This is a genomic window from Thalassotalea atypica (assembly GCF_030295975.1).
Classification (GTDB): Bacteria; Pseudomonadota; Gammaproteobacteria; order Enterobacterales; family Alteromonadaceae; genus Thalassotalea_F; species Thalassotalea_F atypica.
Genome location: NZ_AP027364.1, coordinates 2,289,936 through 2,316,493, shown reverse-complemented (window position 1 = coordinate 2,316,493; position 26,558 = coordinate 2,289,936). Strand labels below are relative to the sequence as shown.

Below are 26,558 nucleotides of genomic sequence, written 5' to 3'. Positions count from 1 at the left end.
GATAGTAACACTGAATTGACCGATTAGAGATGACTATGCAACAGCACCTTGAAGCACTAAAAGATTCCAAATTTTGCCCGTTATGGCATGACCAGCCAGACGTTAGGCCTGAAATAGTACCGCCGATTGCTCAAGACGAGCATTGTGACTTATTAATTGTTGGCGGAGGCTTTACGGGCTTATGGGGAGCCCTACAGGCCAAAGAGCGAGATTCAACACTTGATATTGTGTTAATCGAAAAAACCTTTATTGCTGATGGCTCTTCAGGTCGTAATGGTGGATTTCTTCACTCCACTTTGGCTCACGGAGAAAGCAATACCGAACATCATTTCCCAGGCGAAGAAGAAAAGCTACAGCAACTTGGCGAACAAAATATGGCGGAGTTGCTCGATTCATTAAAACGTTACAACATTGATGCCCGATATGAAGAGGTCGGTGAAACAGAAGTTGCAACAAACCCTGGCGCTGTTGCTGCTATGAAAGCAGATTATCAACAGGAAAAAAACAACGGCGAGGATGTGGTATGGTTTGATCAAGCAGCAATGCAAAAGGAGGTGAATTCTCCTGCATTCTTAGCCGGTATACAGCGCCGAAATGGTCTAGATGGTGTGGTTGACCCTGCACGTATATGTTGGGGCCTAAAACGTGTTTTACTTGAGTTAGGTGTGCGTATTTACGAATACTCCCCACTTGAAGCATGTCAACCGCTAGCACAGGATAAAATGTTATCTAAAAGCCTTGGTTTTAGCATTACCAGTAGCAAAGTATTGATGGCGACGAATGCATACAAAAACCCAATATCAAGCGTGAACAGAGCCACTATTCCTGTGTGGGATTACCAAATTGCTACTCAGCCACTTAATCAGCAACAGCTTGATGCCATAGGTTGGCATAAATCTCGTCATGCTTTGGGCAATCACGCCAATATGTTTCACTACTTTAGGTTCACCCAAGATAACCGCATCACATGGGGGGGCGGTGGCGCTGTACGTTATTACTTTAATAAAAACACTGACTTTGAACGTTGTGCCGACATTCCTGAACGGTTTGAACAATTGTCAAAAGAGTTCTTTGAAACGTTCCCACAATTAAAAGACGTTAAATTTACCCATCGATGGAGTGGCATAATTGCAACATCTACACGCTTTTGTATGGTACCTGGGGTCACTTACAATGGCCGATTAGCATGGGCTGTCGGGTATACTGGGCTAGGTGTTGGAGCAACACGGTTTGGCGCGAGAGTCGGTTTGGAGCTGTTAGGTTATCAACCTACTGAGATTCTAAACATGCAATTTATCACTAAAAAGCCAATGCCTTGGGCACCTGAGCCATTTCGTTGGTGGGGTGTAAGGTACACGCAAAATGCTTTGGTCAAAGCGGATCAAAATGATGGTAAACGTGGTTTATGGCTTAAATTACTGGACGCTATGAACTTAGGTTTTACTTGTTAATCACCTATAGTTGTTCGTATTACTCCAGTAGTGTTCGAGTAATACGAACGTTTAAGTAGGAATGTCACTAATTAAAACGGGTCAAGATGTTGTGCAATGCCTTGCCATAGCGTGTTTAAAGCATTCATCATTAGGTCACCATCCTGTGTAGGGTATGAGCCCATGCCGACGATCATGAGTTCTCGCTGTAGATCAAACCACGCAAACTGACCATGAATGCCTAGCATTGTAAATTGCTTTTTGGTTGGATTGAACACCCAAAATTGATTCTTATAAAGCCCATCTTTAAAAACCTTGTCAGGTACAGAAGCCTGATAGGCTTGTTGATAGGCCGTTTCAGACAATACTAAGTTATCAATAAAGCGAGCAGGAACAATTTGCTTTCCTTCACTATTTTTCCCATGATTGATCATCAATGCCGCTATTCTAGCAAAGTCTCTTAATCGTAAATTTAGTTGTCCTTCGGCAATCGGAAAACCAAGCGGATCTGTATTGAAATATGCACATGCTTCAGCGCCAACTTGTTGATAGAGATGTGTTTCAAACACCTGCGCTAAATCTTTTTGATATACACGCTCTAACACCATACCTAAAATATTCGCTAAACAAGAATTGTATACAAAACAGGTACCGGGTTGATGATTTTGAGTATGTAAATTATTAACTGCCCACGCTTTTGCGCCAATTGCTGTTTCACCAGCTTTTGGTGGATAGTAACCTGTGGCGCGGGCATAGCTCCAGTAATCAGCATTAGGATCACGGTAGTCTTCGCTATATTTTATACCCGCTTGCATATCAAGTACGTGTTGCAAGGTAACTACTTGCCATGCTTGGTGTTGTTCAAATTCCGGTAAATAACGAACTAACCTTTCATCTGGATCTAATAAGCCTGCGTCAATTGCGATTGCGATTAGCATGGCACATAAGGATTTTGTGCAAGAGTGAATAACGTGCCTATCGGTGGCTATCATGCCGTTTCTGTATGATTCGTGAACCACGTTTCCTTTATGCATGACAAGTAATGCATCATTAAAAACTCGGCGATTGAGTAGTTGTTCCCCAAACAACAAACGATTGGGCATCAGTGGATCATCAAATACCATCTCATCAATATTAAAATTACTTTGGTCATAAACAAGCGGAGTCATTTTGCTATTGGGCTCCAACGCCACAGTTCTAAATAGCTTATCCATAGATAATTGACCGAGCGCCAAATTTTCTGGTTTATCCCAATTATGCTGTCCGATATTAAATTGCTGGTTAATATGGAAACAGGGGGTGGCGGTAACGGTTTTCATTTGTTGGCCTCCTTCACAGGTGTAACTTTGCTGCTTGCTTTGGCTTGAGTTGTTTCTTCACTCCATTTAAAGATATTCATTTCTATAAACCAAAATGCGACCAACCAAAGAAAGGCATCTCTAAAGTCAAGCAAACCACCTTTAACGCCCCAGTAACCGGCTACTAAAAACAAAACCGCATAAAGTACTGATTTTATCCATTTACTCAACTTGATTTTACGCTCGGTTAACTTGCCTCGTAGCTGCAAAAATACTTCAACCTCAAGGATGAATACGACGAGAAGCCAAGTAATGGAATTGGTTACTTCTACAGTAGACAAACGCTGCGCTTCTATCAGTTGAGGGTGATCCGTGATGATTTGGGTGCCAACAATTTGTAGTAAAGGGATGTTTGCAAATCCTTGGCAGATTTCTTTGGTGATAGGCCAATACTTATCTATTTCTTTGATGTAAGTAAAGTTTGAGCCTATCAGAGAGCAAGTATCTTGGATTAGAAAAGGTGCCGTCGTGTGCAGTAAGTTAAATTTGGCAATAAAGCCGTAAAGAGAATAAACAATAAAGGTATAGCAAAGTGCGCGCAAGGTATTGATGCCTAGTTTTACTTTTCCCTTTATTTGTTCATCTTCTAAGATGTATGTTTCTAATTCAAAAAGTAGCAACAATATTAACCATGCAATAGTATCAATGGTTGCGGTAAAAGCTTCTATTATTTGAATAGGCGAAACGCCACCAGCATAGGTTTGATTACTGGCGGCGTAATCTTCAATGAAAAAGTGATAAATATCGTAAGCAATAAGTAAGTAAATTGTGTATTTAAATACCTGAAAAGCTGTACTTTTACTAATAGAGAAATTCTTAATTTTTATTGTTTTTGACATTGTCTCTAATCCGTTAAATGACTGATATTTAGAATTTACAGACCTAGTTTATCTCGTAATCCGTAGTACCAAGCGCCCATAATAACTGCAGGAACTCTAAAGAGTCGCCCGCCAGGAAAGTTGTAGTGAGGGAGTTGTGCAAAGACATCGAAACGACTACTGTCACCATGTATTGCCTCGGCTAATAATTTGCCAGCCAAATGACTGGTGTTAACACCGTGGCCGCTGTAACCTTGTGTGTAATAGGTGTTTGAACCCATTCTGCCTAATTGCGGTAAACGGTTGAGCGTCAATAAAAAATCACCGCCCCAAGCGTAATCAATGCGGTAATCCTTCATTACAGGAAAAATTTTATCCATGTGCGGTTTAAGAAAACGCTCTATGCTTGCAGGGTCGCCACCACCATAGGTTACACCGCCGCCAAACAACAAACGGTTATCAGCAGTAATTCTGTAATAATCAAGCTTATAGTTAACATCTTCAACACAATACTGCGATGGAATAAGGGATGCAGCAAGTGCCTCAGGTAGCACTTCTGTCGTAACTATTTGTGTGCCACAGGGCATTGATTTTTTAGATAATTTTGGCTCTAAATTACCCATATAGGCGTTACCTGCTAAGACAATAACCTTTGCGGTGACTGAGCCGTGCTCAGTTTCAACTTTTGATGAATTGTTAGGACAGGTTGATAATTCAACTATATTGGTGACTTTCGATTGTTCAAAAACCTTACCGCCTATCGAACATAGTGCTTTGGCCTCTCCCAACGCTAACTTCAGTGGGTGAATATGCCCACAATGCTCGTCCACTAATCCACCAACATAAGCATCGGTGTTAACCACATTTTTAATCGAGCTAGAATCAACCAGTGTTAGCTTGTCATTGCCAAATCGTTGCCATAATTGCTGTTTGCTCGATAGTTCATCCATTTGTTTATCGGTAAAAGCAGCAAAAAAGCCACCTGGTTTGTAGTCGCAATTAATTTGATAACGCTCAATGAGATCTCGTATACAGTCAGCGCCTTCAAAAGCCATTTTCCCTAATGCATTGGCCGTGTCGGTGCCGTAATGTGCTTCTATATGGTCGATATCACGGCTAAAGCTATTAACTAATTGACCACCATTACGCCCTGATGCGCCAAACCCAATTTTTGCGGCTTCTAGCAATACAACATTATAACCTTTCTCTTGCAGTGCTATGGCTGTAGATAAACCACTGTAACCGCCACCAACAACGCAAACATCGGCGGACAGGTCACCAGTTAACTTGGGATAATCTTGGGTACGGTTTGCTGTGGCTGCATAATAAGAATCAGGATAGTTGGACATAAATAAAAGTGTTTTATATATTGAACGTTGAGCATCAGTTTATGGCAAATAAATCCAGTTTTAAAGTCATATATGACCATATTTAATAAATAGTGTAAAAAATATTGAATCGCGCAGTTGTTTTAGTTAACGTACAAAGCAAATAATTTTACCGACTGTTAGGAAAATCCTATGACTGATTACACACTTCATTATTGGCAGCAAAAAGCTGAAAAACTTAGCTTAGAGGGTAGGGCATTTATTGGTGGCTGTTATGTAGATAGTGCAAGTGAAAAGGTATTTTCGTGCAATAGCCCCATTGATAATAGGCAGCTAACAGAGATAAGCCGATGTGACTTAGCTGATGTTGATCAAGCGGTGGCGGTTGCACGAAAATCCTTTGAGTCTGGTGTTTGGTCAAAAGCAGCACCTGTTAAAAGAAAAGCAACTTTACTAAAATTTGCAGACTTAATCGCTCAGCACCAAGAAGAATTAGCGTTATTGGAAACGCTGGACATGGGTAAGCCTATATCGGACTCTATGGCGGTTGACCTACCTGGAACTTTACGGTGCCTGCGCTGGAGCGCTGAGGCTATTGATAAAATATATGATGAAGTGGCACCAACACCGGAAAATGAACTTGGGATGGTAACACACGAGCCGTGTGGCGTCGTCGCGGCCATTGTGCCATGGAACTTCCCACTACAAATGGCTAGTTGGAAAATTGGTCCGGCTTTAGCGGCAGGTAACAGTGTCATATTAAAACCATCAGAAAAATCACCTTTAACAGCGATACGTATCGCGGGCTTAGCAAAAGAAGCAGGTATTCCTGACGGCGTGTTTAATGTGTTACCGGGCTTTGGTCATGAAGTGGGGAAAGCACTCGCTTTACATCACGACGTCGATACCTTGGCATTTACCGGTTCAACCGCGATAGCCAAACAGCTCATGATTTATGCAGGCGAGTCCAATCTGAAACGAGTGTGGAGTGAAGCCGGCGGAAAAAGCCCCAATATAGTTTTTGCCGATGCACCGGACCTATTGGCCGCGGCGCAGGCTGCCGCCGGCGCCTTTTGTTTTAACCAAGGCGAAGTCTGTACAGCTGGCACCCGTTTATTAGTTGAAGAAAGTATTAAAGATGAGTTTATTGAACATCTAATTGCAGCGGTTAAACAGTGGGTGCCAGGCAATCCACTTGATCCCAAAACTAATGTAGGGGCAATAGTGGATGAAACACAACATCAACGAATTCTTGGCTATATAGCGAAAGGAAGTGATCAGGGAGGCAAACTTCAAACAGGTGGTAGTGCGGCGAGTCCCGTTGCTAATGGATTTTATATAGAGCCAACTGTTTTTAGTGACGTTGCGAACGACATGGTGATTGCACAAGATGAAATTTTTGGCTCAGTGCTGTCTGTTATTTCATTTAAAGATGAAACTGAGGCGATTCAAATTGCCAATGATACGCCTTATGGGTTAGCAGCCGGCATTTGGACATCAAACTTTGCCAAAGCACATAAAATGGCAAAAGCGGTACGAGCTGGCTCTGTTTGGGTGAATCAATGGGATGGTGGTGATATGACGGCACCATTTGGTGGTTTTAAACAATCGGGAAATGGCCGGGACAAGTCACTGCATGCGTTTAGTAAGTACACTGAAATCAAAGCAACATGGATGAAACTAGATTAAATACGGTTAAATTGTTGTATATAAAAAACAACACCAATGTTTAACTTACAACATATTGAATAGAGAGTTGTTTAATTTTATTTACATGATATAAAAATGTCACCGCGTTAAATCTTTTATATACAGAGGTTTACGGTGGCATTTTTTATGTTTGATTCATAAGACATTTACTTGTGAGTAATAAAATTTACACAAATCGAACATTACTGTTTGATTTATTTTACGGCGTGTGTATTATCATGAAATAGAGTTAAAAATAACCAACAGCGTTACACGAATAAAAAGAATATAAAAATAACATTTAGGGGAAGGTATCCATGGCGTATCGTAAATCATTACTTGCACTAGCCGTTTCGTCGGTTTTAGGCAGTACAGTATCGGTTGCTGCCGAACAAGCTTCAGCAGAAAATGCCGATCAAAAGGCGAAGAATGACTATGAGGTAATTGTAGTCACTCAAAAAAGGGTACAAACCTTACAAGACGTTCCTGTATCGGTAAGTGCTTTTGGAGAAGAATTTCTCGATGATTTCAATATTGCAAATGCAGTAGACCTTGCCAAATATACTCCAGGTTTAAACGGTGGTAGCGATAATGATAGTTACATCGACTCGATTGGTATTCGTGGTATTACAACCGCTGATTACGGCATAGGTGGTGACGCTTCTATTGGTCTTTACTTAGATGGTGTTTACCAAGGCCGCAGTGGCGGCGCTCTTTCAAGCTTTTTTGATATGTCTCGTGTTGAAGTGGCCAAGGGCCCTCAAGGTACTCTATTTGGCCGAAACGCTGCATCTGGTGCTATTAGTATGTATACCAATGAAGCAGTAGATGCGACAGAAGGTAGCATCGACTTTGGTATTGGTAGTGACAACATGAAAGAAGTGACTGCCGTATATAACACCGCATTGGGCGATGACGCATTCATACGTTTTGCAGGGTATCATCAGTCACAAGACAGCTATATTGATAATAATCTTGGCGGTACACTTCGTGATAAAGAAGTTGACGCCATTCGCGTTAATTTTACTTATGCTGGTTGGCAAAACAGCGAATTAAAAATCAGCATGAACTATGAAGATAGGGATATGGACGGCGGTGTTTGGCGTTCTATCTGGACCGAAGGAGACTTCAACGCGGTTTCAAGTGATTTAGGATCAGAAGGTCACGACATAGCTGAAGTATTTGCCACGACGGTTGACTTTACTCATGATTTTGGTGGCGTGACGTTTTATTCTCAAACGGCGATAAAGAATAACGAATGGCAGTATTTGGAAGATTATGATGGCACGGCGATGCCCTTAGGTAATTACTCTCAGAATGATGACAATGAATACATCAGTCAAGAGTTCAGAATCACATCAAACACTGATTCTGATGTGTTTTGGTTTATCGGTGTCAGTGCTTATGAAGAAAAAGTTAAGGCTAATTTTTATAATGGCTATGATGACGATGCATTTTGTGCTCAATTACCTAATTTGGAAGAATGGGATCAAAGCTTAACATCACATACCAGCCAGCCGGAAAACTACTATGCAGACTGTCATGAATTCATGGTTGACGGTTGGTATGGCTTAGATCCGATAGCTGATGCTGAAGAAATCGCGGCGCTTGTTGATGATGAAGAAATTCCAGGGCCAGGTGAAGGTGTTAATGGCGTACGAGAAGAAGTGTACGCACGCGGCACAAACTCGGGCTACGGTATATACGGTGACATTACTTGGTCAATCACTGAAAAAACAGAACTTACTGTTGGTGGACGCTATTCTTATGACAAAAAGGAGTTTGCGTTAAACTTACCTGAGCCTGATGGTTGGTTAGGTCATTATTGGTTAGTCGGTGGGCATACCGACGGTGAATGGATTGAAGCTGAAAATGATTGGTCAGAATTCACACCGCGTGTTGCACTGAATCATAAGTTAAATGATGACGTGAATATTTATGCTAACTATTCTCGAGGCTATAAAGCGGGTGGTTTTAATACGTTTGCCTTCAACATTGACTATAAAGACTGGACCGGCTGGGACGATGGTGAAGAGTGGTTTGATGAAGAGCCAGATGGTGTCATTGATGAGACAGACGTAGAGTATTGGTCATCAGAATTATACGGCGGTGTTATTCCTGAAGGTTCTGAACTCGCTAGATTTGAACCTGAAATTGTTGATAGCTACGAAATAGGTATGAAAGGTGACTTCCTTAATAGTTCACTTAAAGTTAACGTCGGTGCTTATTTCTACGATTACCAAGACTTCCAAGGGCAGTTCGCACAAAACGGCGGTGCGGTGATCAAAAATATCGGTCAAGCGGAAGGTAAAGGGGTTGAATTTGACGTGACTTATTTGCCAACAGATAGCTTACGTTTATTTGTTGCCACAGCAATTCAAGACTCAGAAGTTAAAGAAGGAGAGGGGCTAGGAGGTGAATCTCTGGTAGGTAAAAAGCTTGATGCCCCCGACGTGACTATTAGCTTCCTTGGCAGTTACTATTGGGGCCTAGACGGTGATATTGATGTGATGGCACAGGTATCATATAACTGGCAAAGTGACACCTCTGGCGATGAGTTCATGAACGGTAACAAGGTTTTTGATCAAGACGCATACGGATTACTTGGTGCACAAATGAGTGTTGAGTCAATGAATTGGAAATTCTCTGCCTACATTGACAACATTACAGATGAAGAATATTACGATGCTGGTGTTGAAGATACTGGATTGAGCTACTTTGGATTAGGTCGTGGTATTAACGGCGGCGTTAATGTGAAGTATACTTTTTAAGTAATGCTTCTATAACATAAAGAAAAAGCCTTTACCGTTGGTAAAGGCTTTTTTTATATTGTATTTAAACTTACAAGTTAGTTTGTTCGCTACTGCACAGCACTTTGATGCGCTAAAAATCGAACTGTTAGAAGTTAGCGGGGGTCGTTGCGCTGATAATCTTGCAAACTTTCTTGTATGGATTTCTAAAACGGTGAGGTTTATTGTTATCAAAATAGTAGCTATCGTTGGCTTTTAATATGAATACTTCATCACCAACAGTAAGTTCAATCTTCCCTTCCACAATATAGCCTGCTTCTTCAGCATCGTTTTCTAACATCTCTGTGCCTGTATCGGCTTCAGGGGGGTAAGACTCTGCAAGAAAGGTCATTTGTCGGTTTGGAAAAGCTTTACCTACCAGTGCCATACACACATCGCCTGTACCAATGTTCATCAATTCTTCAGGAGAATAGACAACCTGTTGGGCATGGTCTGACTCTTCTTCTTCAGCAAAAAAATCAACCAATGAGATTGGAATACCATTAAGTACTTTTTTAAGTGAACTTATTGAAGGACTAACACTATTTTTTTCGATCATTGAAATTGTGCTATTAGTCACCCCAGCTTTTTTAGCTAATTCTCGCTGGGATAAATTGTTTAACATTCGAACTGTTTTCAGTCGGGCACCAACGTCCAATGGAATATCCTTAAAATACGCTTTTACAAGAAGTTAAATGATATCGATGTAAGCCTAATAAAGCAATTGTGTTCAATATATTGTTCGAATTACTGGACATTAAATTATTATTCGATAGTATGTTTTATATAATTTACGCTTGGGTAATATAATTTACAACAGGGCTTCACAATGACCGTTATTCATACTAACGAATATCCAGAATCTTATTATGTTTCTAGCATTAATAGAGTTCCTACATACAGTTCACTAGAAGAGTCGTTGACGGCTGATGTTTGTATTGTTGGTGGTGGTTTTAGCGGTATTGCGTCGGCGCTTGAGTTGGCAGAACGTGGCTATAGCGTTGTAGTTTTGGAAGCAAGAAAAGTCGCCTGGGGAGCATCTGGTCGAAATGGCGGCCAAATTATACGAGGCGTAGGACATGACTTATCCATATTTAAAAATCAAATCGGTCAAGAGGGGGTTGATGCGATATCAGCCATGGGCTTTGAGGCAAACAAAATAGTGATTGACCGTATCAAAAAGTACGATATTAGTTGCGATCTACGCCTGGGTTATTGTGACTTGGCTACTCGTCCCAAAGACATGCGTTCGTTGGAAAAAGATTACGAGCATTTAAGTCAAACCTATTACGGCCGCAATGTTACATTGCTAGACAAAAGTCAATTGAAGCAAAATGTCGTCGGCTCTGATCGCTATATAGGGGGGCTCGAGGATTTGGCGAGTGGCCATTTGCATCCACTCAATTTTTGTTTAGGGGAAGCAGAGATCGCCGTATCCTTAGGTGTTAAAATTTTTCAAGACTCACCTGTTGTAAAAATTGATAAAGGTTCAACGGTTACAGTAAGTACCAGTTCGGGCCAAGTGCATGCCAAACAGCTTATTTTAGCGGGTAATGCATATTTAGGTGATCTAGAGCCTAAAATATCAGGGAAAGTATTACCTGCGGGCAGTTATATCATTGCCACAGAGCAGCTTCCTGAATCGGTTTATCAAACATTGCTACCGCAAAATCATGCGGTTTGCGACATGAAAATCGACCTTGATTACTTCAGGCTGTCAGCGGATAAACGAATGCTTTTTGGCGGAATGTGCAACTATTCAGGCCGAGATCCAAAAAGCATAAAAGCTGCGTTATTGCCTAAAATGCTGAAAATATTTCCTCAATTAGTAAATACCCAAATCGAGTACCAATGGGGAGGAATGATTGGTATTGGTGCTAATAGGCTACCTCAAATTGGCAGGATTGACCGCAATATATACTATGCGCAGGCGTATTCTGGACATGGTGTTAATGTGACACATTTAGCTGCTAAGTTGTTGGCAGAGTCAATTCATGGCGAAACTCACCGATTGGAGCATTTCGCCAAAGTAAAACATATGACCTTTCCTGGCGGAAAATACTTACGCTCTCCATTGCTTGCGCTGGGTATGATGTATCACAAAATGATCGATGCCTTTTAAATAAAAATTTTCATTAACAATAAGAAGAAATGACTATGAAACACTATTTAGTTTTAGCCTTAGCTGGTTTTTTAATCACTAGCCAAAAGGCTGACAGTAAAACAACTTCAGCGGATCTTATTCTAACCAACGGCGCTGTTTACACGGTTAATGAAAAACAACCATGGGCGCAAGCGGTAGCGGTGAGTAAAGGTGAAATAGTAGCGGTTGGTACGAACCAAGAGATCCTATCGTTAGCCGGAAAGGGCACTAAGCAACAGAATCTGAAAGGTAAAATGTTATTACCTGGATTTATCGATTCACATGCTCATCCTGTTATGGGCGGCGCATATATGAGAAGCCTGTCTTTAGACAGTTTTGCTACACCTGAACATTGGGTTAAACAATTAGCTGAATTTTCAGCACAAAACCCTAATGAACGCGTTTTATTTGGCTATGGATTTTTGGCCAGCGCCTTTGGCCCTCAAGGCCCAACAAGTGCGATGTTAGATAAGGTGGTTACTGATCGTCCGGTGATAATCATGGACGAAGGATTTCATGGCGCTTGGGCTAATACCAAGGCAATGAAGATACTTGGTGTTAATCAAGATACACCGGATCCCGTTCCTGAGTTTAGCTACTACAAGCGAGATGAGCATGGTAGGCCAACAGGTTACTTGCTTGAAGGCACGGCAACGGCAGCGATAGAAAAACTCGAAGTCATAACCGCTGAGAGTATTGCACTTGGTACAAGTGATGTGATCGAGCTTATGAATCGCTATGGCATAACCTCAGTATTTGATGCAGGGGCGTTAGATGTCGATTCTTTGCAACTTGAAGTCCTAGAAAAATTGACCAAGCAAGGAAAAATGACGGTTCGCATGGTTGCCTCTCATATGATTGGTAAAAGTGAAGCCGCCAAGGATGCCATTAAGATAGCAAGTCATAAACGCGCTGTTAGCAAGCATGAAATGTATCATATCAATACCTTAAAAATCATGAATGACGGTACTATTGAAGGGAAAACCGCAGCCATGTTTGAGGATTACCAAGGAGAAAAGGGCAATAAAGGCGTTAGTGTATTTAGCCAAGAGCAAATGAATGCACTGATTGAACAGGCCAGTGACGCGAATATGGATGTTCATATTCATGCGTTAGGAGAGCGTGCTATTTCTGAAACGCTTAATGCCATTGAGCTTATTAGAAACAATCCTAAACATAATCAAAGTACTAGTCGTTACGCAATTTGTCATATCCAAGTGATGACCGATGAAGACGTTAAAAGGTTTGCCAAATTAAACGTGGTCGCACAAAGTACACCGCTTTGGGCTTCATATGACGAGTACGGGAAAGCCTTTGTCAGTGATGATCAATTTAGCCGTTATTTTCGATTTAACAGCTTAAAAGAAGCCGGTGTCAAAATGGCATTTGGTAGCGATTTTCCTGCATCGGGTGCAGGTACTTTGGGTATGTCTCCGTTGTTTAATATGGAGATTGGGCACACAAGACAAACCCCTGAGCAAGAGAATGCGCCTATTCAGCCAGGTATAGAAGAACGACTAGACATCGCATCGTTAATCAAAGGTTACACCTTAGATGGCGCTTACCAATTGCACCTTGAAGATCAAATAGGCTCAATCGAAGTAGGTAAAAAAGCGGACTTTGTTTTACTTGATCAAAATTTATTTGCAGTAGACAAATACAACATCCATAAAGTGAAAGTACTGCAAACGATACTGGCGGGGAACACGGTATATTCATCAGGTGCATTAAACAACTAATAGCACTGAATGCTGTAACATATAGGTTATTTCGTATGGAATACTCTAAAGGGCTACCTAACGACGAGTTATTTAATGATCGAAAATCGCTTGATTTTGCGGGCTTAAAGCGAGTGATAACACACCCGCTTAGAGAAAAATTATACAGTGAGCTGCACAATCGTCCGTTTCAATCTTTGACTAATCCTACCCAAATTAGCCATATTGCTATTCAACATGAAGGAAAACTAAAGCAACAAGAATATGATTTCTTATCACTCTTGTGCGAAAGGTTTCAAGTAAACTCACCAACCCAAGACATGCCTTGTTTTTATCAATGCTTTGGTTTGTTTCGTTTGCGTTGGGAAAGACATATGGAGTATTCAACCTATACAATAATCCATGACACGCCCCAATCGATATTACCTTTTACAAAGAATGCCATTGATTATGTTCCTATGGATTGGTTAGAGAAGATTCCAGGGCAGGTGATAGCGGCGGTGCATTTGGTCGTTGGCAAAGAAGAAACAATCGATGAAAAACAAATTACCAATTGTTTTGATAATATGCGATTGATCGCCAGCGCCCCTTATAATGGACTTGCTAAGGTATGGACATCCTACAAGCTGCACGAGGATGGCTTTGCACGCTTTCTGGTTTGTACCAACACCTTATCGCCAGAGCAACTTGGTCGGTTAATTCAACAATTGTTGCAACTAGATACCTATCGCTTAATGGCCACGCTCGGTTTACCTTTAGCGCAAAAGATAAACGGCGAGTTAAATACAATTGATATTGAGCTTAAACAGGTCACCAGTCTAATCGCGATGGGCAATGAACATGATGACCGAGAGCTACTCAATACGGTGTTAGCGCTCGCGGTAAAAGTTGAAGGCTTGCGTAGCCAAAGCAATTACCGATTTTCAGCCACGAATGCGTATTACGATGTTGCCTTGCAACGCATGGAAGAGTTAAAAGAAGATGAGCTGTTTGGCTACATGCGACTGCAAGAGTTCTTAATGCGTCGTATAACCCCTGCGGTAAAAACATGTCGAACAGCTGCAAATCATTTAGAAGATATTTCGAGAAGGGTAAGCCGCGCAAGTGACCTACTCAGAGCACGTGTAGAAATGGTGCTACAAGAGCAAAATCAAAAACTGCTTAAATCAATGAATCGTCGAGCACACATCCAAATGCGACTCCAACAAACCGTTGAAGGGTTGTCGGTCGCAGCGATTAGTTATTATGCCATTCAGTTACTGGATATATTACTTACCTCAACGACAGGTCTAGGATTGGATGTTGATCATAACCTTGTTAAAGGAATTGCGGTGCCTACGGTAATTGTGAGTGTTTTTATTGGTACCAGATATATACATCACAAATTAACGAAACAACCAGCCAGTTAGTTAGTATATGTTTGCATTTTCAGTGTCCTGTTGTTTTCGAAAATAGGTGAATAACAACAACCCCTAAAACAATAAAAAACATGCCTAACATGGCTGGAATATCGGGCTTTTGTTGATAAAGAAAGAGGCCGGCAATGGTCACTAATACGATGCCAGCGCCAGACCATATCGCATAAGTAATACCGACCGGTAATTGCCGCAATACCAACATCATAAAATAGAAAGAGGCCAAATAGCCCAATATCACAATGAGACTGGGCCATAGCTTAGTGAACTCGTCGGCTGACTTTAACGCACTGGTTGCAATCACTTCGGTGACAATTGCGCATATTAAGTACCAATACGTTATGGGCATCTAGGTTATTCCTTCACTTACGAGTGAGTATTTTCATCGCTAGCATGGCTGTTTCGTTCAGCGATTTCCGCCTGCCATTCAAAGATATTGCGCTCGATTAACACAAACGCGACAATCCATAAAAATGCATCCCAAAACTCAAGGAAATTACCGGTAACACCCCAAAAAACAGCAGCCATAAACAAAATGCTGTAAATGGTGACCTTGACATACACATTGTATTTTTCCCATAATTTACTGGAAATATTACCTAGCTGGGTGTGCACATCAATCTCTAGCATGATCACAACACCAACCCAAGCACTGGCATTAATGACGTCAACCCAGGCCAACATTTTGACATCAGTTAAGGTGCTACTGTCAACGATAACTTTAAAAGGTGCATGGATATAAAACTCTGTACTAGCTGCGGCAATGGTTTTACAGGTTTGCGGCGTAATTTCATTGTAAACGTTCAGCGTTTCCATAAACTTCCACTCTTTAACCATGTCACATAAATTACCGACTTGATGCGGCGTAAATTGGCCTATTAATCCCACTTTGGTCATGTAACCGTACAAAGAATATAAAATGAAGAGGTAGCAAAATGCGCGTATACCGTGCAGTACTCTTTTCGTTCCGGCGGTAAGTTTACTATCGTCAATAACATAAGTTTCTAGTTCAAATAACAACAGCAATACTAGCCACGCACCGGTATCAATGGTAGAAGAAAATGCTTCAATCAAATTGCTAAACGTAATACCGCCAGCAAATACCACGCTACTTGCTAGCCACTCTTCCTGAAAAAATAAATACACGTTATAGGCGAGTGCGGTATAGACCAAGTATTTGAACGCTTGAAATCCCCACGCGTGAAAATGTTTTTTCATGGTTTGATTCATCGTAAGTTCCGACATCTGATTAACCTTATTATCTTTCTTTTCTTATTTTTATTCGGCCATAAAAAAGCCGCTATAAGTTAGCGGCCTATTTAAATTATATCAAGTTGTAAAACTTAGCAGTGTCATCTAGTGTTTTTAACGCTTTGTTTATCAACTCATCCACTTCTTGTTTTGAGATAACCAATGGCGGCGAAATAATCATGGTATCGCCACAAGGTCGCATGATTAAGCCGTTTGCAATCGAGAAGTCTCGACAAACACCTCCGGCTGCACTTTTAGGCGCGATACGCTCATTGGTGTTTTTATCTTTCACTAACTCGATACCGGCTACCATACCTAATCCGCGCGCTTCACCAACGATTGGATGTTCTGCAAGTTCTCGCCATCTTTTTTGAAGATAAGGTGAAATTTCATTTTTAACCCGTTCAACAACACCTTCAGATTCCATTAATTCGATATTTTTTAATGCTACAGCTGCTGCAACAGGGTGTCCTGAATAAGTATAGCCATGGTTAAAGTCACCACCTTGACCAATGACCACATCAGCGACTTTGTCAGAAACAATCACGCCGCCTATTGGTAAATAGCCAGAAGACATACCCTTAGCAATGGTAATCAGATCTGGCTTTAAATCAAAGTACTCACTAGCGAACCATTCACCCGTGCGGCCAAAGCCTGAGATCACTTCGTCGACAATCAGCAAGATGTCGTATTTAGCCAGTATTTTTTTGATTTCCGGCCAATACGAGTCAGGAGGCGTGATTACACCACCTGCACCTTGAAATGGTTCGGCGATGAAAGCGGCAATGTTTTCTTCACCAAGTTCTAAAATTTTACTTTCTAATGATTGCGCGGCTTTGATACCAAATTCTTCTGGCGATAAATCACCACCTTCGGCGAACCAGTATGGTTGATCTATATGCGTGATGCCTTCAATTGGCAGGTCACCTTGTTCATGCATGTAACCCATGCCGCCTAAACTAGCTGCAGCAACGGTTGAACCGTGATAAGCGTTTTTTCGGCTAATGAATACTTTCTTTGATGACTGACCTTTTAAATCCCAGTAACGACGTACCATTCTAAAGTTGGTGTCATTTGCTTCTGAGCCAGAGCCAGTAAAGAAGACTTTGTTCATATGAGCTGGTGCAAGTTGTGCTATTTTTGCAGCTAATTCGGTAGCTGGTGCAGTCGTAGTTTTAAAAAACAAATTATAATAGGGCAATTCGCTCATTTGTTGAGTCGCGGCTTCGACTAACTCTTGTCGACCGTAGCCGATATTTACACACCATAGGCCTGCCATACCATCAAGCAGTTTATTGCCTTTATCATCGTAAATATAAACCCCTTCAGCTTTACTGATGAGTTTTATTCCTTTTTCAGCAAGCTCTTTATTATCACTAAACGGTTGAAAATGATGTGCATTATTTTTTAGTTGAAATGCATTTTGTTGATTGTTGTTTTGCATAATAAAACCTTACTTATACTGCTGTTAATAAAAAGTGGCGTTCCCACGCACTAATCACATTTTTGTAGTTTTCGTAGTCCGCGATACGTGTTTGGGTAAAGCCTCTAATAAAATCATTACCTAGATATGTTTTTAACGCACTGCTGTTTTCCATCATGGATATGGCTGCATCGATATTAAGCGGTAGTTCGGTACATCGTTGCTTATTGGCCTTGGTGGATGTTTCAGCCGATGGCTCAATTTCTTCAACCATACCAATGTATCCGCACAGCAAGGTTGCTGCGACTGCCAAATAAGGGTTTGAATCTGCGCCTGGAAGTCTATTCTCAACACGTCTTGCGTGAGGGGGAGACTCTGGAACACGCAATCCCACGGTTCTGTTTTCAACACCCCAATGTAGATTTACCGGTGCTGCGATGCCTGCTACAAATCGACGATATGAGTTAACATTTGGTGCAAAAATTGCCATAACTTCAGGCGTATAACGTTGCAGCCCACCTAGGTAATGTCCAAACGCTTTTGTGTTACCTGACTCGCTAGTAAAAATATTATCGCCTGTTTCAATATCGACAATGCTTTGATGGATGTGCATGGCATTACCCGGCTCATTACTGATTGGCTTTGCCATAAAAGTAGCGGTAAAACCATGTTTTGTTGCGGCCTCTTTGACCATAAGCTTGAACATGAACACCTGATCCGCAAGTGATATGGGATCACCGTGATTAAAGTTAAACTCAAACTGTGCAGGGCCTTCCTCGTGAACAACGGCATCTATATCTAGCCCTAACTTTTCTGCCCAGTCATAAACGTCATTAATAAACGGGTCAAACTCACTAACCGCTTCTATTCCAAATGATTGTCTGCCTGACTCTATACGTCCTGAACGGCCTGTAGGCGGCTGTAATGGTTGGTTTGGGTCATCAGACGTTTTAATTAAGTAAAGTTCCATTTCCGGCGCAACAACAGCTTTAAGGCCTTTCTCTTTATATAAAGCGATTACCTGCTTCAAAATATTGCGAGGAGAGAGTGTGATTGGTTTGTGCTGCTGATTGAAACAATCGTGAATAATCATAGCCGTTGGCTTTTTAGTCCAAGGTAAAACATAACAAGCGTTATTGTCAGGTTTTAAGAACATGTCTAAGTCGCGAGGATCAATCAAAGAAAATAAAATATCATCTTCTATCAAGTCACCGCAGGCAGCTTGTAATAAAATACCTTCTGCAATCCTGAATCCCTCGTCTGCGACAAAGGTTTTAACAGGCAAAATTTTTCCGCGAGCAATGCCCGTATGATCTCCAGTAACACATTGTACTTCTTGGATATTATTTTCATGCAACCATGTTTTTATTTTATCCATTATTTTCTCTCATTTGCTTTCTGGTTATGCAGGCTTGGCCAAAGGCGCTAAATAATTTACTACTAATCGGGTTGTTTTCTACTTGCCATTCCGGATGCCACTGAACGGCTAATGCAAAATTGTTTTCGCCGTTAACTGATATTGCTTCAATCAATCCATCAGGTGCGGTTGCCTCAATCGTGAGGTTTTGACCTAATTGATTGATGCCTTGAGTGTGCAGTGAATTTACTGTTAACGATTGCTCACCAACGATTTGGTATAGTTTGCCATTAGTATTTACAGACACCTCATGACTTGAACCATATTGCTCGGCTAGAGGCAGTTCTTTGTTTTCTCTATGCTCAATAAATTCATCTTGTTGATGCAGTTTTTGATGCAACGTGCCTTTTTGAGCGACATTCATTTCTTGAAAGCCACGACAGATCCCTAATAAAGGCACGTTGTTGGCAATCGCTTTCTTAATCAGTAGTAAACTTGTATTGTCTCGATGGTTGTCCAGTTTGGTGCCTTCCTCAGCTATTTCATCCTGATAGTGCAACGGGTTGACCATTGAGTAACCACCTGTTAACAAAATGCCATCAAGCGTCTGTATCAATTGCTCAATATGTGACTTGGTTGCTAGAGCAGGGATTAATACCGGCAGACAATTGCTATGCTCAGCAATAGCATTTAAGTATTTTTCGCCCGCCACATGAAAAGGGTGAGGACCGATCATTTCTCGATCACAAATCAATCCCACAAGCGGTAACTCACTTTGTTTCATATTGTTGATTATTCTTTAAGGTGTTCAATTTAACAAACAGTAGCATATCAAAATAATGAACGTCTAATGTTTTTTAAATGAAACAGTAAAATAGTCTATAAATATCGCTAAAAAGTAGCGGTTAGTCTCTAATACGATATTGATTTTATCTAACTATAACAGAAGCTTGCTGGGGTTCTTTTGATGGTATAGGGAAAGAGTTTGTGATTGAAATATTTTACAGTAACAGCCACTCTCCATTGATAGTAAAGCGGCTTAAGTAGATTAGACTGAAGTGGATTAGCTAAAAGGTTTGGATAAAGTGAATATGCAGCTTTTGCTTAAATTCATTAGTAATTGGCTGTGGTTTCTTCTCTTTATAATTATAATGTACCATCACTGCTGTACCAGATACGTGCTTTACGTTGTTTTGCCATGCTTCTTGATAAATGTCTAAAGATGTATTACCGATACGTTTGATGTAGGTTTTAATTTCAACATCATTGCCAAATTTAAGTGGCGCATGAAAATCAATATTCATGTTTGCCAACGTTAAATTCCACTGCGTTAAGTTAAGTGATTGATCAGGATTAAAAAGTTTAAAAATAGGGTTTCTAGCGGCCTCAAACCATTGTGGAAATACGGTATTGTTTATATGGCCTAACGCATCCGTTTCACCGACCCTAGGTTTGATTACTTCGTAGAACATTAACTTTTCCTTAAATGGCACTTAATACATTTGATATATTACACAATATGTTTGATAAGTTGAACAAAAAAGAAAACAAACATTGTACTAAATCATGTACATTTGTTTTGTTAACTAGGGCGCTACATTCTTAAATAGGTGCAGAATTTTCATGAGTTTTTTTGGCAGAGTTACTGTAGGAGTGGATCGCTAGTGCAACTCCCATAACACGACTACCATTTCCAAAGCTTAATTCTTCTGTCTTTATCTAATTGTTGAATAACTATTTTTAATGTTCAATCGTTCAGTGTTTGTTATGCATTGTGGTGTGTATTGGTTATTATCAATGACCACATAAGTCCTAGTGTTAATAATAAAACTAGTATTGATTTAGGCTCAGAAACATCTATCGATTCTTCAGGTCGCTGCATAACACCATGAAAGCTAGCGCCTTGACCATCACCATTAAAATATGCTGTAACGCCACTCATATTAAAATAACCAGAGTTTTCAATAATAGTGATAAAAAACTGCTCTGTTAAAGGCGTTAAATTTAGCGTGTCACCGAAGCCAAAACCACTAATGTTATCTACATCAAAGTTTACATTTAGTGCAGAAGCAAGCTCGCTCGATCCAGGCGATGCACCAGTCAATAAGTCGAATGAATCACCTATATCTAGTTTGTCTGGTCCAAAGAATAAATGCACTCCAGATGACTCAATACCGACAAAGCCAACGTCAGTAATTATAGCATTATCAAATTGACAAATTAATGCTGCATAGGTATGCGAACTTACCACTATTAAACAGCACAAAGTAACCGCTTTACATATTGTTTTTATGCTAATTTTTACCACGTTCGTCACTCCACTTATCTACATCGGTTGATTAGTTTATTATTTAATGCGTTGGCCAAAATGGGATCACGCCAGGCACTCTTTTCTTATAATCAAGATAGGTATCTCCAAAATGTTTGATAAGCGATTTTTCTTCAAAATATAGGCCCACAACGATATAAAAAGTTAAACCAATTGACATGATGAACTGGGTCATACTCATGTAAGCAGTTGACCAAACCCCCATTAATACGCCGGTTTGAATCGGGTGCCTTACTATGCTGTATAAAAAGTTCTCTTTGAGTTTTTTTCCTTCAGCAACATCGGTGGTGATACTTTGTTTTAACCCCATTAAGTGAAAATGATCAATTTCAAATGTCGCGCCAACCAAGACAAGCCACCCGATAATATGAACAATTTTCAGTAAGATTGTGATGACTGCATTGTCTATATTCCAAACAGTGCCCGCTACAGGCTGCCAATAAAAACACAAAATGTACATAAAAATGCCTGATACAAGCACATAAGTGCTACGTTCTAGTTCTGCGGGAATATACTGTGTTAACTTTTCTTTAAATGAGGCTCGAGCAGCAATACTATGGTGCAAGCCAAATAGTGTTAAAATTAACAGATTAACTATAACGGCCTGCATCGAACTACTTGAAGCAATGTTAGAGTTAATGTGGATGGGTAGAATTTGCCATCCCCCCATAAAGAGAATAAAGGCGGTAAGCCCAGACAAACCGATGAGGTACGCGAAAATTCCGTAAAGAGAAATAACAAGTTTTTTCATTTTATCGACTCCATTTTAAAATCATTCAATACACTAGTACGTTACAACGCTGGTACTTCACATTTGATTTAATGCATCCATTGGCGAATAGCGTATCGCCGCACGTACTAGCAGTAAAATTAATAATTTTAATAGGGGTATTAATTAAGCTTTAAAGCTATATAAACAAAAGGTTAGGGGAGTTAATTTCAATAACTTTTATTTAGGAGAATAAGAAATTAGTTGCTCACTATAAATAGGAGGGGACATTTTGCTCTAAATGTTCAATGATTTGTTTTTGTAAAGTAGACAAGTATCGGTCTTTGACATAGCCAAGTACAACAGGGCTTTGAAATGGATTCTCATGTGGAACCACTTCTATACAATCATCTTCTTTTATCATGTGCTGGGAAATAATCGCTTCACCAAACCCTAGTCTTACGCCGTCTAAAATGCCATATACATCATCATAAAAACTACGATCAAACTCAAAATCCGAAAGACCTTGTGCCGAGAAAAAGTTAAAGGTAGTCATGTCGTGCACGTCGTGATCTAAAAAACAGGGAGGTATGACTTGATGGGAAAGCGTTTTATTACGAACATGTACTAATGTTTCAGCACCAAGGACAATAGATTCAATAAGCGGATCATCCAGCACTTCGTCTGTCACAATAAAATCAACCTCCCCAGACATCAACAAGGGCAATAATTCTCTCAATTCCTTTGAATAAAACTCAGCTTTCAATTGATGTGGGGAATTTATCAGTGGGATGAGCGACGGCATGATCACTGAACGCATCACAGAGCTAAATGCCCCAATACGCACTATACCATTGGCTATAGCACTGCGACCTGAAATACCGTTTAAAACATCTTGTTCTCTTGCTTGCTGTTCAGATGCATACTGAAATAGCTGTTTACCCTGTTCAGTTAAACCAATGCCATCATTGCCACGTATCAGGAGTTTACTCCCAACTTCTTGCTCCATTTTTAGTACACGTTGAGATAGGGCAGATTGAGTAATACAGAGCGTATCCGCCGCTTTGCAAAAACTTTTATCAAGTGCTACTTGATAGAAAGCATTCAGCCTGTCGGTATTGAGTTTCATCATTTACTGTCTCAACTTGCTTTGTATTTTGGCACCATATTAGACATCGTCTGCGCTTATTTATTAGTCATAGCTCATTAAGCTTAGCTCTACTGCTTATATTTTGAAATGAACAGGATAAAACTACTTTTGTCGAGTTGGGTATATATGAGCGTATTAGCCTCTCGATCAAAGTTACGTATAAAAGCTTTGCGCCATATCTCTTTAGTAAAGTTAGTTTTATAATCTACGCCAATGTATTTTACGTTATCATGAGTTAGCGCCAACAATGAATTTATATCATCAACAGTCAATTGCTCTTTTAAAAGCCTTGTTAAGCGTTTTCCCGCTTTGAACTAAAATGATAGCCTGTTGAAAACTATGCCAATTCAATAGATTTTCTTAATACTTTCAGACCTTACCCTTTAGCTCGTTAGCATAAGAATCGAATAAAAACATCAACTAATCCAGCGGAGCACAATTGATCATGAGTTGCGGAGTTGCCATGATAATGTGGTTGCTGAAAGCTTTTCGGGCTCCATAAGCGTGAGCGAATTAAGTGATGCAAATACAAAAATAGAGAAAAGGCTAAGGAAGATATTTTCGATTACATCGAAATGTTTTATAACAGTAAATGAAAACATGGTTATTTAAATAATTAGTCACCAGCTGACTATGACAGAACCAATTTTATGAACCAATAAAATGTCTAGGTTAGTTTGGTCGATTCATCCAGCGCTTCTTTTTTATTTATTGCTGACATTGTAAGGGTAATTGCTTTTGATAATATTTCTGTAGGCTGCCATCTTCGCGCATGCTGTTTAATACTTTATCAAATTGCTCCAAAAATACAGCAGAGACTGAGTTTTTGTTAAAAATAAAATGCACAGATGTTTCAAATAGTGCGATTGGATGGATATTTATATTGTTGTAGGTGGGTAGCAGCAATTCGGTGCATAAGACAATCTCATCTTCGACCACGATGTCGACTCTATTCGCTGTTAGCATTTTCAATCGCCTGACCAACGTTGGACTGTGGCTAAAATGGGGGTAGTTCTTTTTAGCTTGTTCGATTTCTTCGCCATACCAACCTGCGTCATTAATGGCGATAACCTTGTTCATATCTAGTAACTCTTTTAACGATGAACTTATAGCAACATCTTGATCATCAGCTCTAAAGGCAAATTTATTACTTTCATGACGATAAGGTAATGAGTATAAAAATTTCTTGAGACGATTCGCATTTTTACTAGCCCCGACGCCAATATCAAAATGCCCTTGGCTTAGCTCGTATAGTGCGCGACGTTCTGGAAAGTGGATAACCTCTAATTCACAACCCATGCGCTTTAAAATAATGATAAGTAATTCGACATCTAAACCGGTACTTTCTCCTTTATCGTTTTGATAAATATAAGGGTGCCATTGTGTTGTAGATGATAATTTTAAAGGTGAGTCGCATTCGGGCAAAGTTGCCATTGCTTTACCTGAACTAAACATAGTTAAAACAATGGTTATTAGAACCACGAGTCTTGTGTAATTCATTATTTGCATGCATAGAGCGTTATCACTACAGCTTAATTTTAGTTGGTAGTGTTGTCAATTGGATATCTTTGGCACGAATGTTTAACTCACTCTTTCTGTCGATAACTATTTGAAGTTCAAATTGTTGAGAACTAATCACCCGTAGCTTGATAATGAAATAAGGCTGTCTTGCACTAGATAATTTTTTATTTACAATTCGAAACTACTCATTGCACAGTCATAAAACCGTACATACCAAGCATAAACCCCAAAACAGCACCCATAGGGGGCGCCCAATGATTTTCTAATTTTACCTGAGGAGCTATGTCTTGGAATACTGAATAAAGAATACCACCTGAAGCAAAAAGCATAATACTAGCAATAACCTCTGGGTACCCTGATAACCATAGATAACCAGACACTCCTGCTACAGGTCCAAATAGTGCCATCAAAGAAAATATAATGATAATTTTACGAGGGCTATATGTTGAAGTAGTATTTAGCTCCCGATATGCACTAAATCCTTCAGGTATGTTTTGTAGTGCAATTAAACCTGCAAGTAATAAGGCGCTATTACTTCCAATTGCAAATGCCGCACCTAGCGCTATAGATTCAGGGATAAAATCAGATAACATGGCTGCTAATTGACTTGCTTGAGTATTTATTTTCTTAAGATATATATCGAGAAGCATAAAAGCGATACCGCCCAGTAAGAACCATATGCAAGCAAATAGTGGATTAAGTGCCTCTACACTATCAGGCACCAGGACTAAAGCTACGGCTGACAATAAAGCTCCTCCACCAAAAGCCAGTACACCATGCCTAAACTCTTCCCCAATTTTTTCAAAACATGCAATCACAGCACCGAATGGCATTGCTAATCCAGCAAGTAAAGTTGATAAAATAACTATTAATAAAGGATGCATTGCCTATCCGAACTGGAGTGTAACGCCCCATTTAGGGGCTAATAAAAGTTTGCTGAAATTGTATATCGGGGCAAAACTGAGCAAACTGTTATCAGTCATGAGCTTAATGCGCCTGTTATACATTACTCGCCACTTTCTTCACGAAATTTTAAGCCTAATGTTTTTTGGTCAAAACGAATTTGCAGAGGCTGCTTTTCCTTCCATGCAGCGATATGTAAATGAGGATTACGGCTATAGCCGTTATTACCAATGGTCGCTACAGCATTACCTGCGCTGACAACATCACCTTTAGATACATTGGTGTTATCAATATGAGCGATAAGAACTATAGTTCCATCAGCTTTTTTAAACGATATTGAACCCGCTCTTCCAGGAGTCATAATTCCTGGTTCATTTGTTACATTATTTTTATTAATAGATTCAACGGTGCAATCACAAGGCGCTAGTACATTTTTACCAAAACCATACCAATCTTCATTTTTATGTCCGTTGTTTTTAAATGTTCTCATAAACAAACGTTCACCAGACTCGTAAAAATTTTGGACTACACAGTCAGTACCTAGGGCGTCCCCCACATACTTAAATTGACCATCCCAATGCTCTGTACAATTGAATGATTCTGCGACGGGAGCGTGAATTTTAACAGTGTTATTAGCGAATACCTGAAAAGAATAAAACATACTTATAAATAGAAAATGTGACTTCATTGAATATCCTTATATGCATAACGATTGATATGAACCCCAACTCGGCATCTATCGCTAGCAAATGTGCCATAGTGAAATTGATTAATAGCTTCAATTGATGAAAGTCCATACGTCACTAACTAAAGCAATTGGCATCCTTAATATTAGATAAAAGGCGTCAAATTAGTTTCAGTATTCATGGCAGTAATTAATATAGCAAGTGCAAATTACGTAAAACAGTCAAGCGAACCAATCTGTTAGCACAAATTGCTAAATACTTGATGAGTATTCCCGCGGGGGTGATGAAATTGCTGCAATCGCCGTTTTTGTGAAGGTCAATGCTGCTAAGCACTTTGACACCAGTCGCTTGTCCGCCGCTTGGATAGGTTTAGTCCCTAAACAATACAGCACAAGTGAAAAAATGCATTTAGCCCACATTAGTATACGATACGCAGCGTTTGCTACAGATTCATGAATCTAGTAGCACTGAAAAGAAAGCTTGTTTCTCGTCGCCTGCGTTTTTATTTTTCATTTCGTGACGCTGTTACGTCTGTCATGAC

At 40.1% G+C, this 26,558-nt stretch carries 22 protein-coding genes and 2 pseudogenes; 8 read left to right on the top strand and 16 right to left on the bottom strand.

The features are described 5' to 3' along the window. Positions 1 to 35: 35 nt before the first annotated feature. Positions 36 to 1,451 (top strand): NAD(P)/FAD-dependent oxidoreductase, encoded by a 1,416-nt coding sequence (locus QUE03_RS10700; RefSeq protein WP_286261235.1) that lies wholly within the window; start codon positions 36 to 38, stop codon positions 1,449 to 1,451. Positions 1,452 to 1,522: 71 nt separating this feature from the next. On the opposite strand, the gene QUE03_RS10695 is transcribed toward QUE03_RS10700, so the two are convergent. The 3 genes from QUE03_RS10695 to QUE03_RS10685 are packed head-to-tail and all read right to left on the bottom strand — an operon-like array spanning position 1,523 to position 4,955. Then, entirely contained in the window at positions 1,523 to 2,749 is a 1,227-nt protein-coding gene (locus tag QUE03_RS10695; protein ID WP_286261233.1) for a serine hydrolase domain-containing protein, read from the bottom strand. Continuing rightward, entirely contained in the window at positions 2,746 to 3,627 is an 882-nt protein-coding gene (locus QUE03_RS10690; RefSeq protein ID WP_286261232.1) for a hypothetical protein, read from the bottom strand. Before QUE03_RS10690 ends, QUE03_RS10695 begins: the two co-directional genes overlap by 4 nt. A 35-nt stretch (positions 3,628 to 3,662) precedes the next feature. Then, a complete protein-coding gene (locus QUE03_RS10685; RefSeq protein WP_286261230.1) occupies positions 3,663 to 4,955 on the bottom strand; it encodes an NAD(P)/FAD-dependent oxidoreductase in 1,293 nt (430 codons plus the stop codon). A gap of 171 nt (positions 4,956 to 5,126) precedes the next feature. Between QUE03_RS10685 and QUE03_RS10680 the strand changes: the two genes are divergently transcribed. Next, complete coding sequence (locus tag QUE03_RS10680; RefSeq protein ID WP_286261228.1) at positions 5,127 to 6,623, top strand: aldehyde dehydrogenase; 1,497 nt, start codon at positions 5,127 to 5,129, stop codon at positions 6,621 to 6,623. A gap of 317 nt (positions 6,624 to 6,940) precedes the next feature. Continuing rightward, entirely contained in the window at positions 6,941 to 9,394 is a 2,454-nt protein-coding gene (locus QUE03_RS10675; RefSeq protein WP_286261225.1) for a TonB-dependent receptor, read from the top strand. A gap of 127 nt (positions 9,395 to 9,521) precedes the next feature. On the opposite strand, the gene QUE03_RS10670 is transcribed toward QUE03_RS10675, so the two are convergent. Next, positions 9,522 to 10,070 carry a cupin domain-containing protein gene (locus QUE03_RS10670; protein ID WP_286261223.1) on the bottom strand — a complete coding sequence of 183 codons (549 nt, stop codon included), beginning with the start codon at positions 10,068 to 10,070 and terminating at the stop codon, positions 9,522 to 9,524. A gap of 171 nt (positions 10,071 to 10,241) precedes the next feature. On the opposite strand from QUE03_RS10670, the gene QUE03_RS10665 reads away from it, so the two are divergent. The 3 genes from QUE03_RS10665 to QUE03_RS10655 are packed head-to-tail and all read left to right on the top strand — an operon-like array spanning position 10,242 to position 14,682. Beyond that, positions 10,242 to 11,534, top strand: coding sequence for an NAD(P)/FAD-dependent oxidoreductase (locus QUE03_RS10665; protein WP_286261221.1), 1,293 nt, complete (start codon positions 10,242 to 10,244; stop codon positions 11,532 to 11,534). A 35-nt stretch (positions 11,535 to 11,569) separates the two neighbouring features. Beyond that, positions 11,570 to 13,294, top strand: coding sequence for an amidohydrolase (locus QUE03_RS10660; RefSeq protein WP_286261219.1), 1,725 nt, complete (start codon positions 11,570 to 11,572; stop codon positions 13,292 to 13,294). A gap of 35 nt (positions 13,295 to 13,329) precedes the next feature. Continuing rightward, positions 13,330 to 14,682 (top strand): DUF3422 family protein, encoded by a 1,353-nt coding sequence (locus tag QUE03_RS10655; protein WP_286261217.1) that lies wholly within the window; start codon positions 13,330 to 13,332, stop codon positions 14,680 to 14,682. Between the two features lie 19 nt (positions 14,683 to 14,701). Here the strand turns inward: QUE03_RS10655 and QUE03_RS10650 are convergent, their stop codons facing one another. The 9 genes from QUE03_RS10650 to QUE03_RS10610 all read right to left on the bottom strand — a co-directional run bounded on the left by QUE03_RS10650 (position 14,702) and on the right by QUE03_RS10610 (position 22,889). Further along, positions 14,702 to 15,037, bottom strand: coding sequence for a DMT family transporter (locus tag QUE03_RS10650; protein ID WP_350227384.1), 336 nt, complete (start codon positions 15,035 to 15,037; stop codon positions 14,702 to 14,704). Positions 15,038 to 15,054: 17 nt separating this feature from the next. After that, the gene (locus tag QUE03_RS10645; RefSeq protein ID WP_286261215.1) at positions 15,055 to 15,933 is read right to left on the bottom strand and encodes a hypothetical protein; all 879 of its coding nucleotides are present in this window, start codon (positions 15,931 to 15,933) and stop codon (positions 15,055 to 15,057) included. 79 nt (positions 15,934 to 16,012) lie between these two features. Further along, entirely contained in the window at positions 16,013 to 17,383 is a 1,371-nt protein-coding gene (locus tag QUE03_RS10640; RefSeq protein WP_286261213.1) for an aspartate aminotransferase family protein, read from the bottom strand. 13 nt (positions 17,384 to 17,396) lie between these two features. After that, a complete protein-coding gene (locus QUE03_RS10635; protein ID WP_286261211.1) occupies positions 17,397 to 18,740 on the bottom strand; it encodes a glutamine synthetase family protein in 1,344 nt (447 codons plus the stop codon). After that, positions 18,733 to 19,503 (bottom strand): gamma-glutamyl-gamma-aminobutyrate hydrolase family protein, encoded by a 771-nt coding sequence (locus QUE03_RS10630; protein ID WP_286261209.1) that lies wholly within the window; start codon positions 19,501 to 19,503, stop codon positions 18,733 to 18,735. The genes QUE03_RS10635 and QUE03_RS10630 overlap by 8 nt, the downstream gene beginning before the upstream one ends. 283 nt (positions 19,504 to 19,786) lie before the next feature. Beyond that, positions 19,787 to 20,191, bottom strand: a complete 405-nt coding sequence (locus QUE03_RS10625; RefSeq protein WP_286261207.1) for an acyl-CoA thioesterase — start codon at positions 20,189 to 20,191, stop codon at positions 19,787 to 19,789. A gap of 293 nt (positions 20,192 to 20,484) precedes the next feature. Continuing rightward, a complete protein-coding gene (locus tag QUE03_RS10620) occupies positions 20,485 to 20,970 on the bottom strand; it encodes a hypothetical protein (protein ID WP_286261205.1) in 486 nt (161 codons plus the stop codon). Positions 20,971 to 21,070: 100 nt separating this feature from the next. Then, on the bottom strand, positions 21,071 to 21,799 hold the full coding sequence (locus tag QUE03_RS10615; protein ID WP_286261203.1) for a methyltransferase family protein: 729 nt from the start codon (positions 21,797 to 21,799) through the stop codon (positions 21,071 to 21,073). Between the two features lie 229 nt (positions 21,800 to 22,028). Next, positions 22,029 to 22,889 (bottom strand): LysR family transcriptional regulator, encoded by an 861-nt coding sequence (locus QUE03_RS10610; RefSeq protein ID WP_286261201.1) that lies wholly within the window; start codon positions 22,887 to 22,889, stop codon positions 22,029 to 22,031. A gap of 474 nt (positions 22,890 to 23,363) precedes the next feature. Here QUE03_RS10610 and QUE03_RS10605 point away from each other — a divergent pair. Next, positions 23,364 to 23,500 (top strand): annotated as a pseudogene (locus QUE03_RS10605) (IS3 family transposase); the annotation flags it as partial. A gap of 115 nt (positions 23,501 to 23,615) precedes the next feature. Here QUE03_RS10605 and QUE03_RS10600 read toward each other — a convergent pair. The 3 genes from QUE03_RS10600 to QUE03_RS10590 all read right to left on the bottom strand — a co-directional run bounded on the left by QUE03_RS10600 (position 23,616) and on the right by QUE03_RS10590 (position 26,019). Then, positions 23,616 to 24,407, bottom strand: a complete 792-nt coding sequence (locus tag QUE03_RS10600) for a substrate-binding periplasmic protein (protein WP_286261197.1) — start codon at positions 24,405 to 24,407, stop codon at positions 23,616 to 23,618. A gap of 206 nt (positions 24,408 to 24,613) precedes the next feature. Beyond that, entirely contained in the window at positions 24,614 to 25,312 is a 699-nt protein-coding gene (locus QUE03_RS10595) for a ZIP family metal transporter (protein WP_286261195.1), read from the bottom strand. A gap of 122 nt (positions 25,313 to 25,434) precedes the next feature. Then, on the bottom strand, positions 25,435 to 26,019 hold the full coding sequence (locus tag QUE03_RS10590) for a M23 family metallopeptidase (protein WP_286261193.1): 585 nt from the start codon (positions 26,017 to 26,019) through the stop codon (positions 25,435 to 25,437). A gap of 248 nt (positions 26,020 to 26,267) precedes the next feature. On the opposite strand from QUE03_RS10590, the pseudogene QUE03_RS10585 reads away from it, so the two are divergent. Continuing rightward, a pseudogene (locus tag QUE03_RS10585) lies at positions 26,268 to 26,446 on the top strand (transposase); the annotation flags it as partial. Positions 26,447 to 26,558 lie beyond the last annotated feature (112 nt).

Excerpts from the sequence above, each read along its gene's own strand:
- QUE03_RS10700 (WP_286261235.1), top strand. The coding sequence starts at position 36 with ATGCAACAGCACCTTGAAGCACTAAAAGATTCCAAATTTTGCCCGTTA.
- QUE03_RS10695 (WP_286261233.1), bottom strand. The coding sequence starts at position 2,749 with ATGAAAACCGTTACCGCCACCCCCTGTTTCCATATTAACCAGCAATTT.
- QUE03_RS10690 (WP_286261232.1), bottom strand. The coding sequence starts at position 3,627 with ATGTCAAAAACAATAAAAATTAAGAATTTCTCTATTAGTAAAAGTACA.
- QUE03_RS10685 (WP_286261230.1), bottom strand. The coding sequence starts at position 4,955 with ATGTCCAACTATCCTGATTCTTATTATGCAGCCACAGCAAACCGTACC.
- QUE03_RS10680 (WP_286261228.1), top strand. The coding sequence starts at position 5,127 with ATGACTGATTACACACTTCATTATTGGCAGCAAAAAGCTGAAAAACTT.
- QUE03_RS10675 (WP_286261225.1), top strand. The coding sequence starts at position 6,941 with ATGGCGTATCGTAAATCATTACTTGCACTAGCCGTTTCGTCGGTTTTA.
- QUE03_RS10665 (WP_286261221.1), top strand. The coding sequence starts at position 10,242 with ATGACCGTTATTCATACTAACGAATATCCAGAATCTTATTATGTTTCT.
- QUE03_RS10660 (WP_286261219.1), top strand. The coding sequence starts at position 11,570 with ATGAAACACTATTTAGTTTTAGCCTTAGCTGGTTTTTTAATCACTAGC.
- QUE03_RS10655 (WP_286261217.1), top strand. The coding sequence starts at position 13,330 with ATGGAATACTCTAAAGGGCTACCTAACGACGAGTTATTTAATGATCGA.
- QUE03_RS10650 (WP_350227384.1), bottom strand. The coding sequence starts at position 15,037 with ATGCCCATAACGTATTGGTACTTAATATGCGCAATTGTCACCGAAGTG.
- QUE03_RS10645 (WP_286261215.1), bottom strand. The coding sequence starts at position 15,933 with ATGTCGGAACTTACGATGAATCAAACCATGAAAAAACATTTTCACGCG.
- QUE03_RS10640 (WP_286261213.1), bottom strand. The coding sequence starts at position 17,383 with ATGCAAAACAACAATCAACAAAATGCATTTCAACTAAAAAATAATGCA.
- QUE03_RS10635 (WP_286261211.1), bottom strand. The coding sequence starts at position 18,740 with ATGGATAAAATAAAAACATGGTTGCATGAAAATAATATCCAAGAAGTA.
- QUE03_RS10630 (WP_286261209.1), bottom strand. The coding sequence starts at position 19,503 with ATGAAACAAAGTGAGTTACCGCTTGTGGGATTGATTTGTGATCGAGAA.
- QUE03_RS10625 (WP_286261207.1), bottom strand. The coding sequence starts at position 20,191 with ATGTTCTACGAAGTAATCAAACCTAGGGTCGGTGAAACGGATGCGTTA.
- QUE03_RS10615 (WP_286261203.1), bottom strand. The coding sequence starts at position 21,799 with ATGAAAAAACTTGTTATTTCTCTTTACGGAATTTTCGCGTACCTCATC.
- QUE03_RS10610 (WP_286261201.1), bottom strand. The coding sequence starts at position 22,889 with ATGATGAAACTCAATACCGACAGGCTGAATGCTTTCTATCAAGTAGCA.
- QUE03_RS10600 (WP_286261197.1), bottom strand. The coding sequence starts at position 24,407 with ATGAATTACACAAGACTCGTGGTTCTAATAACCATTGTTTTAACTATG.
- QUE03_RS10595 (WP_286261195.1), bottom strand. The coding sequence starts at position 25,312 with ATGCATCCTTTATTAATAGTTATTTTATCAACTTTACTTGCTGGATTA.
- QUE03_RS10590 (WP_286261193.1), bottom strand. The coding sequence starts at position 26,019 with ATGAAGTCACATTTTCTATTTATAAGTATGTTTTATTCTTTTCAGGTA.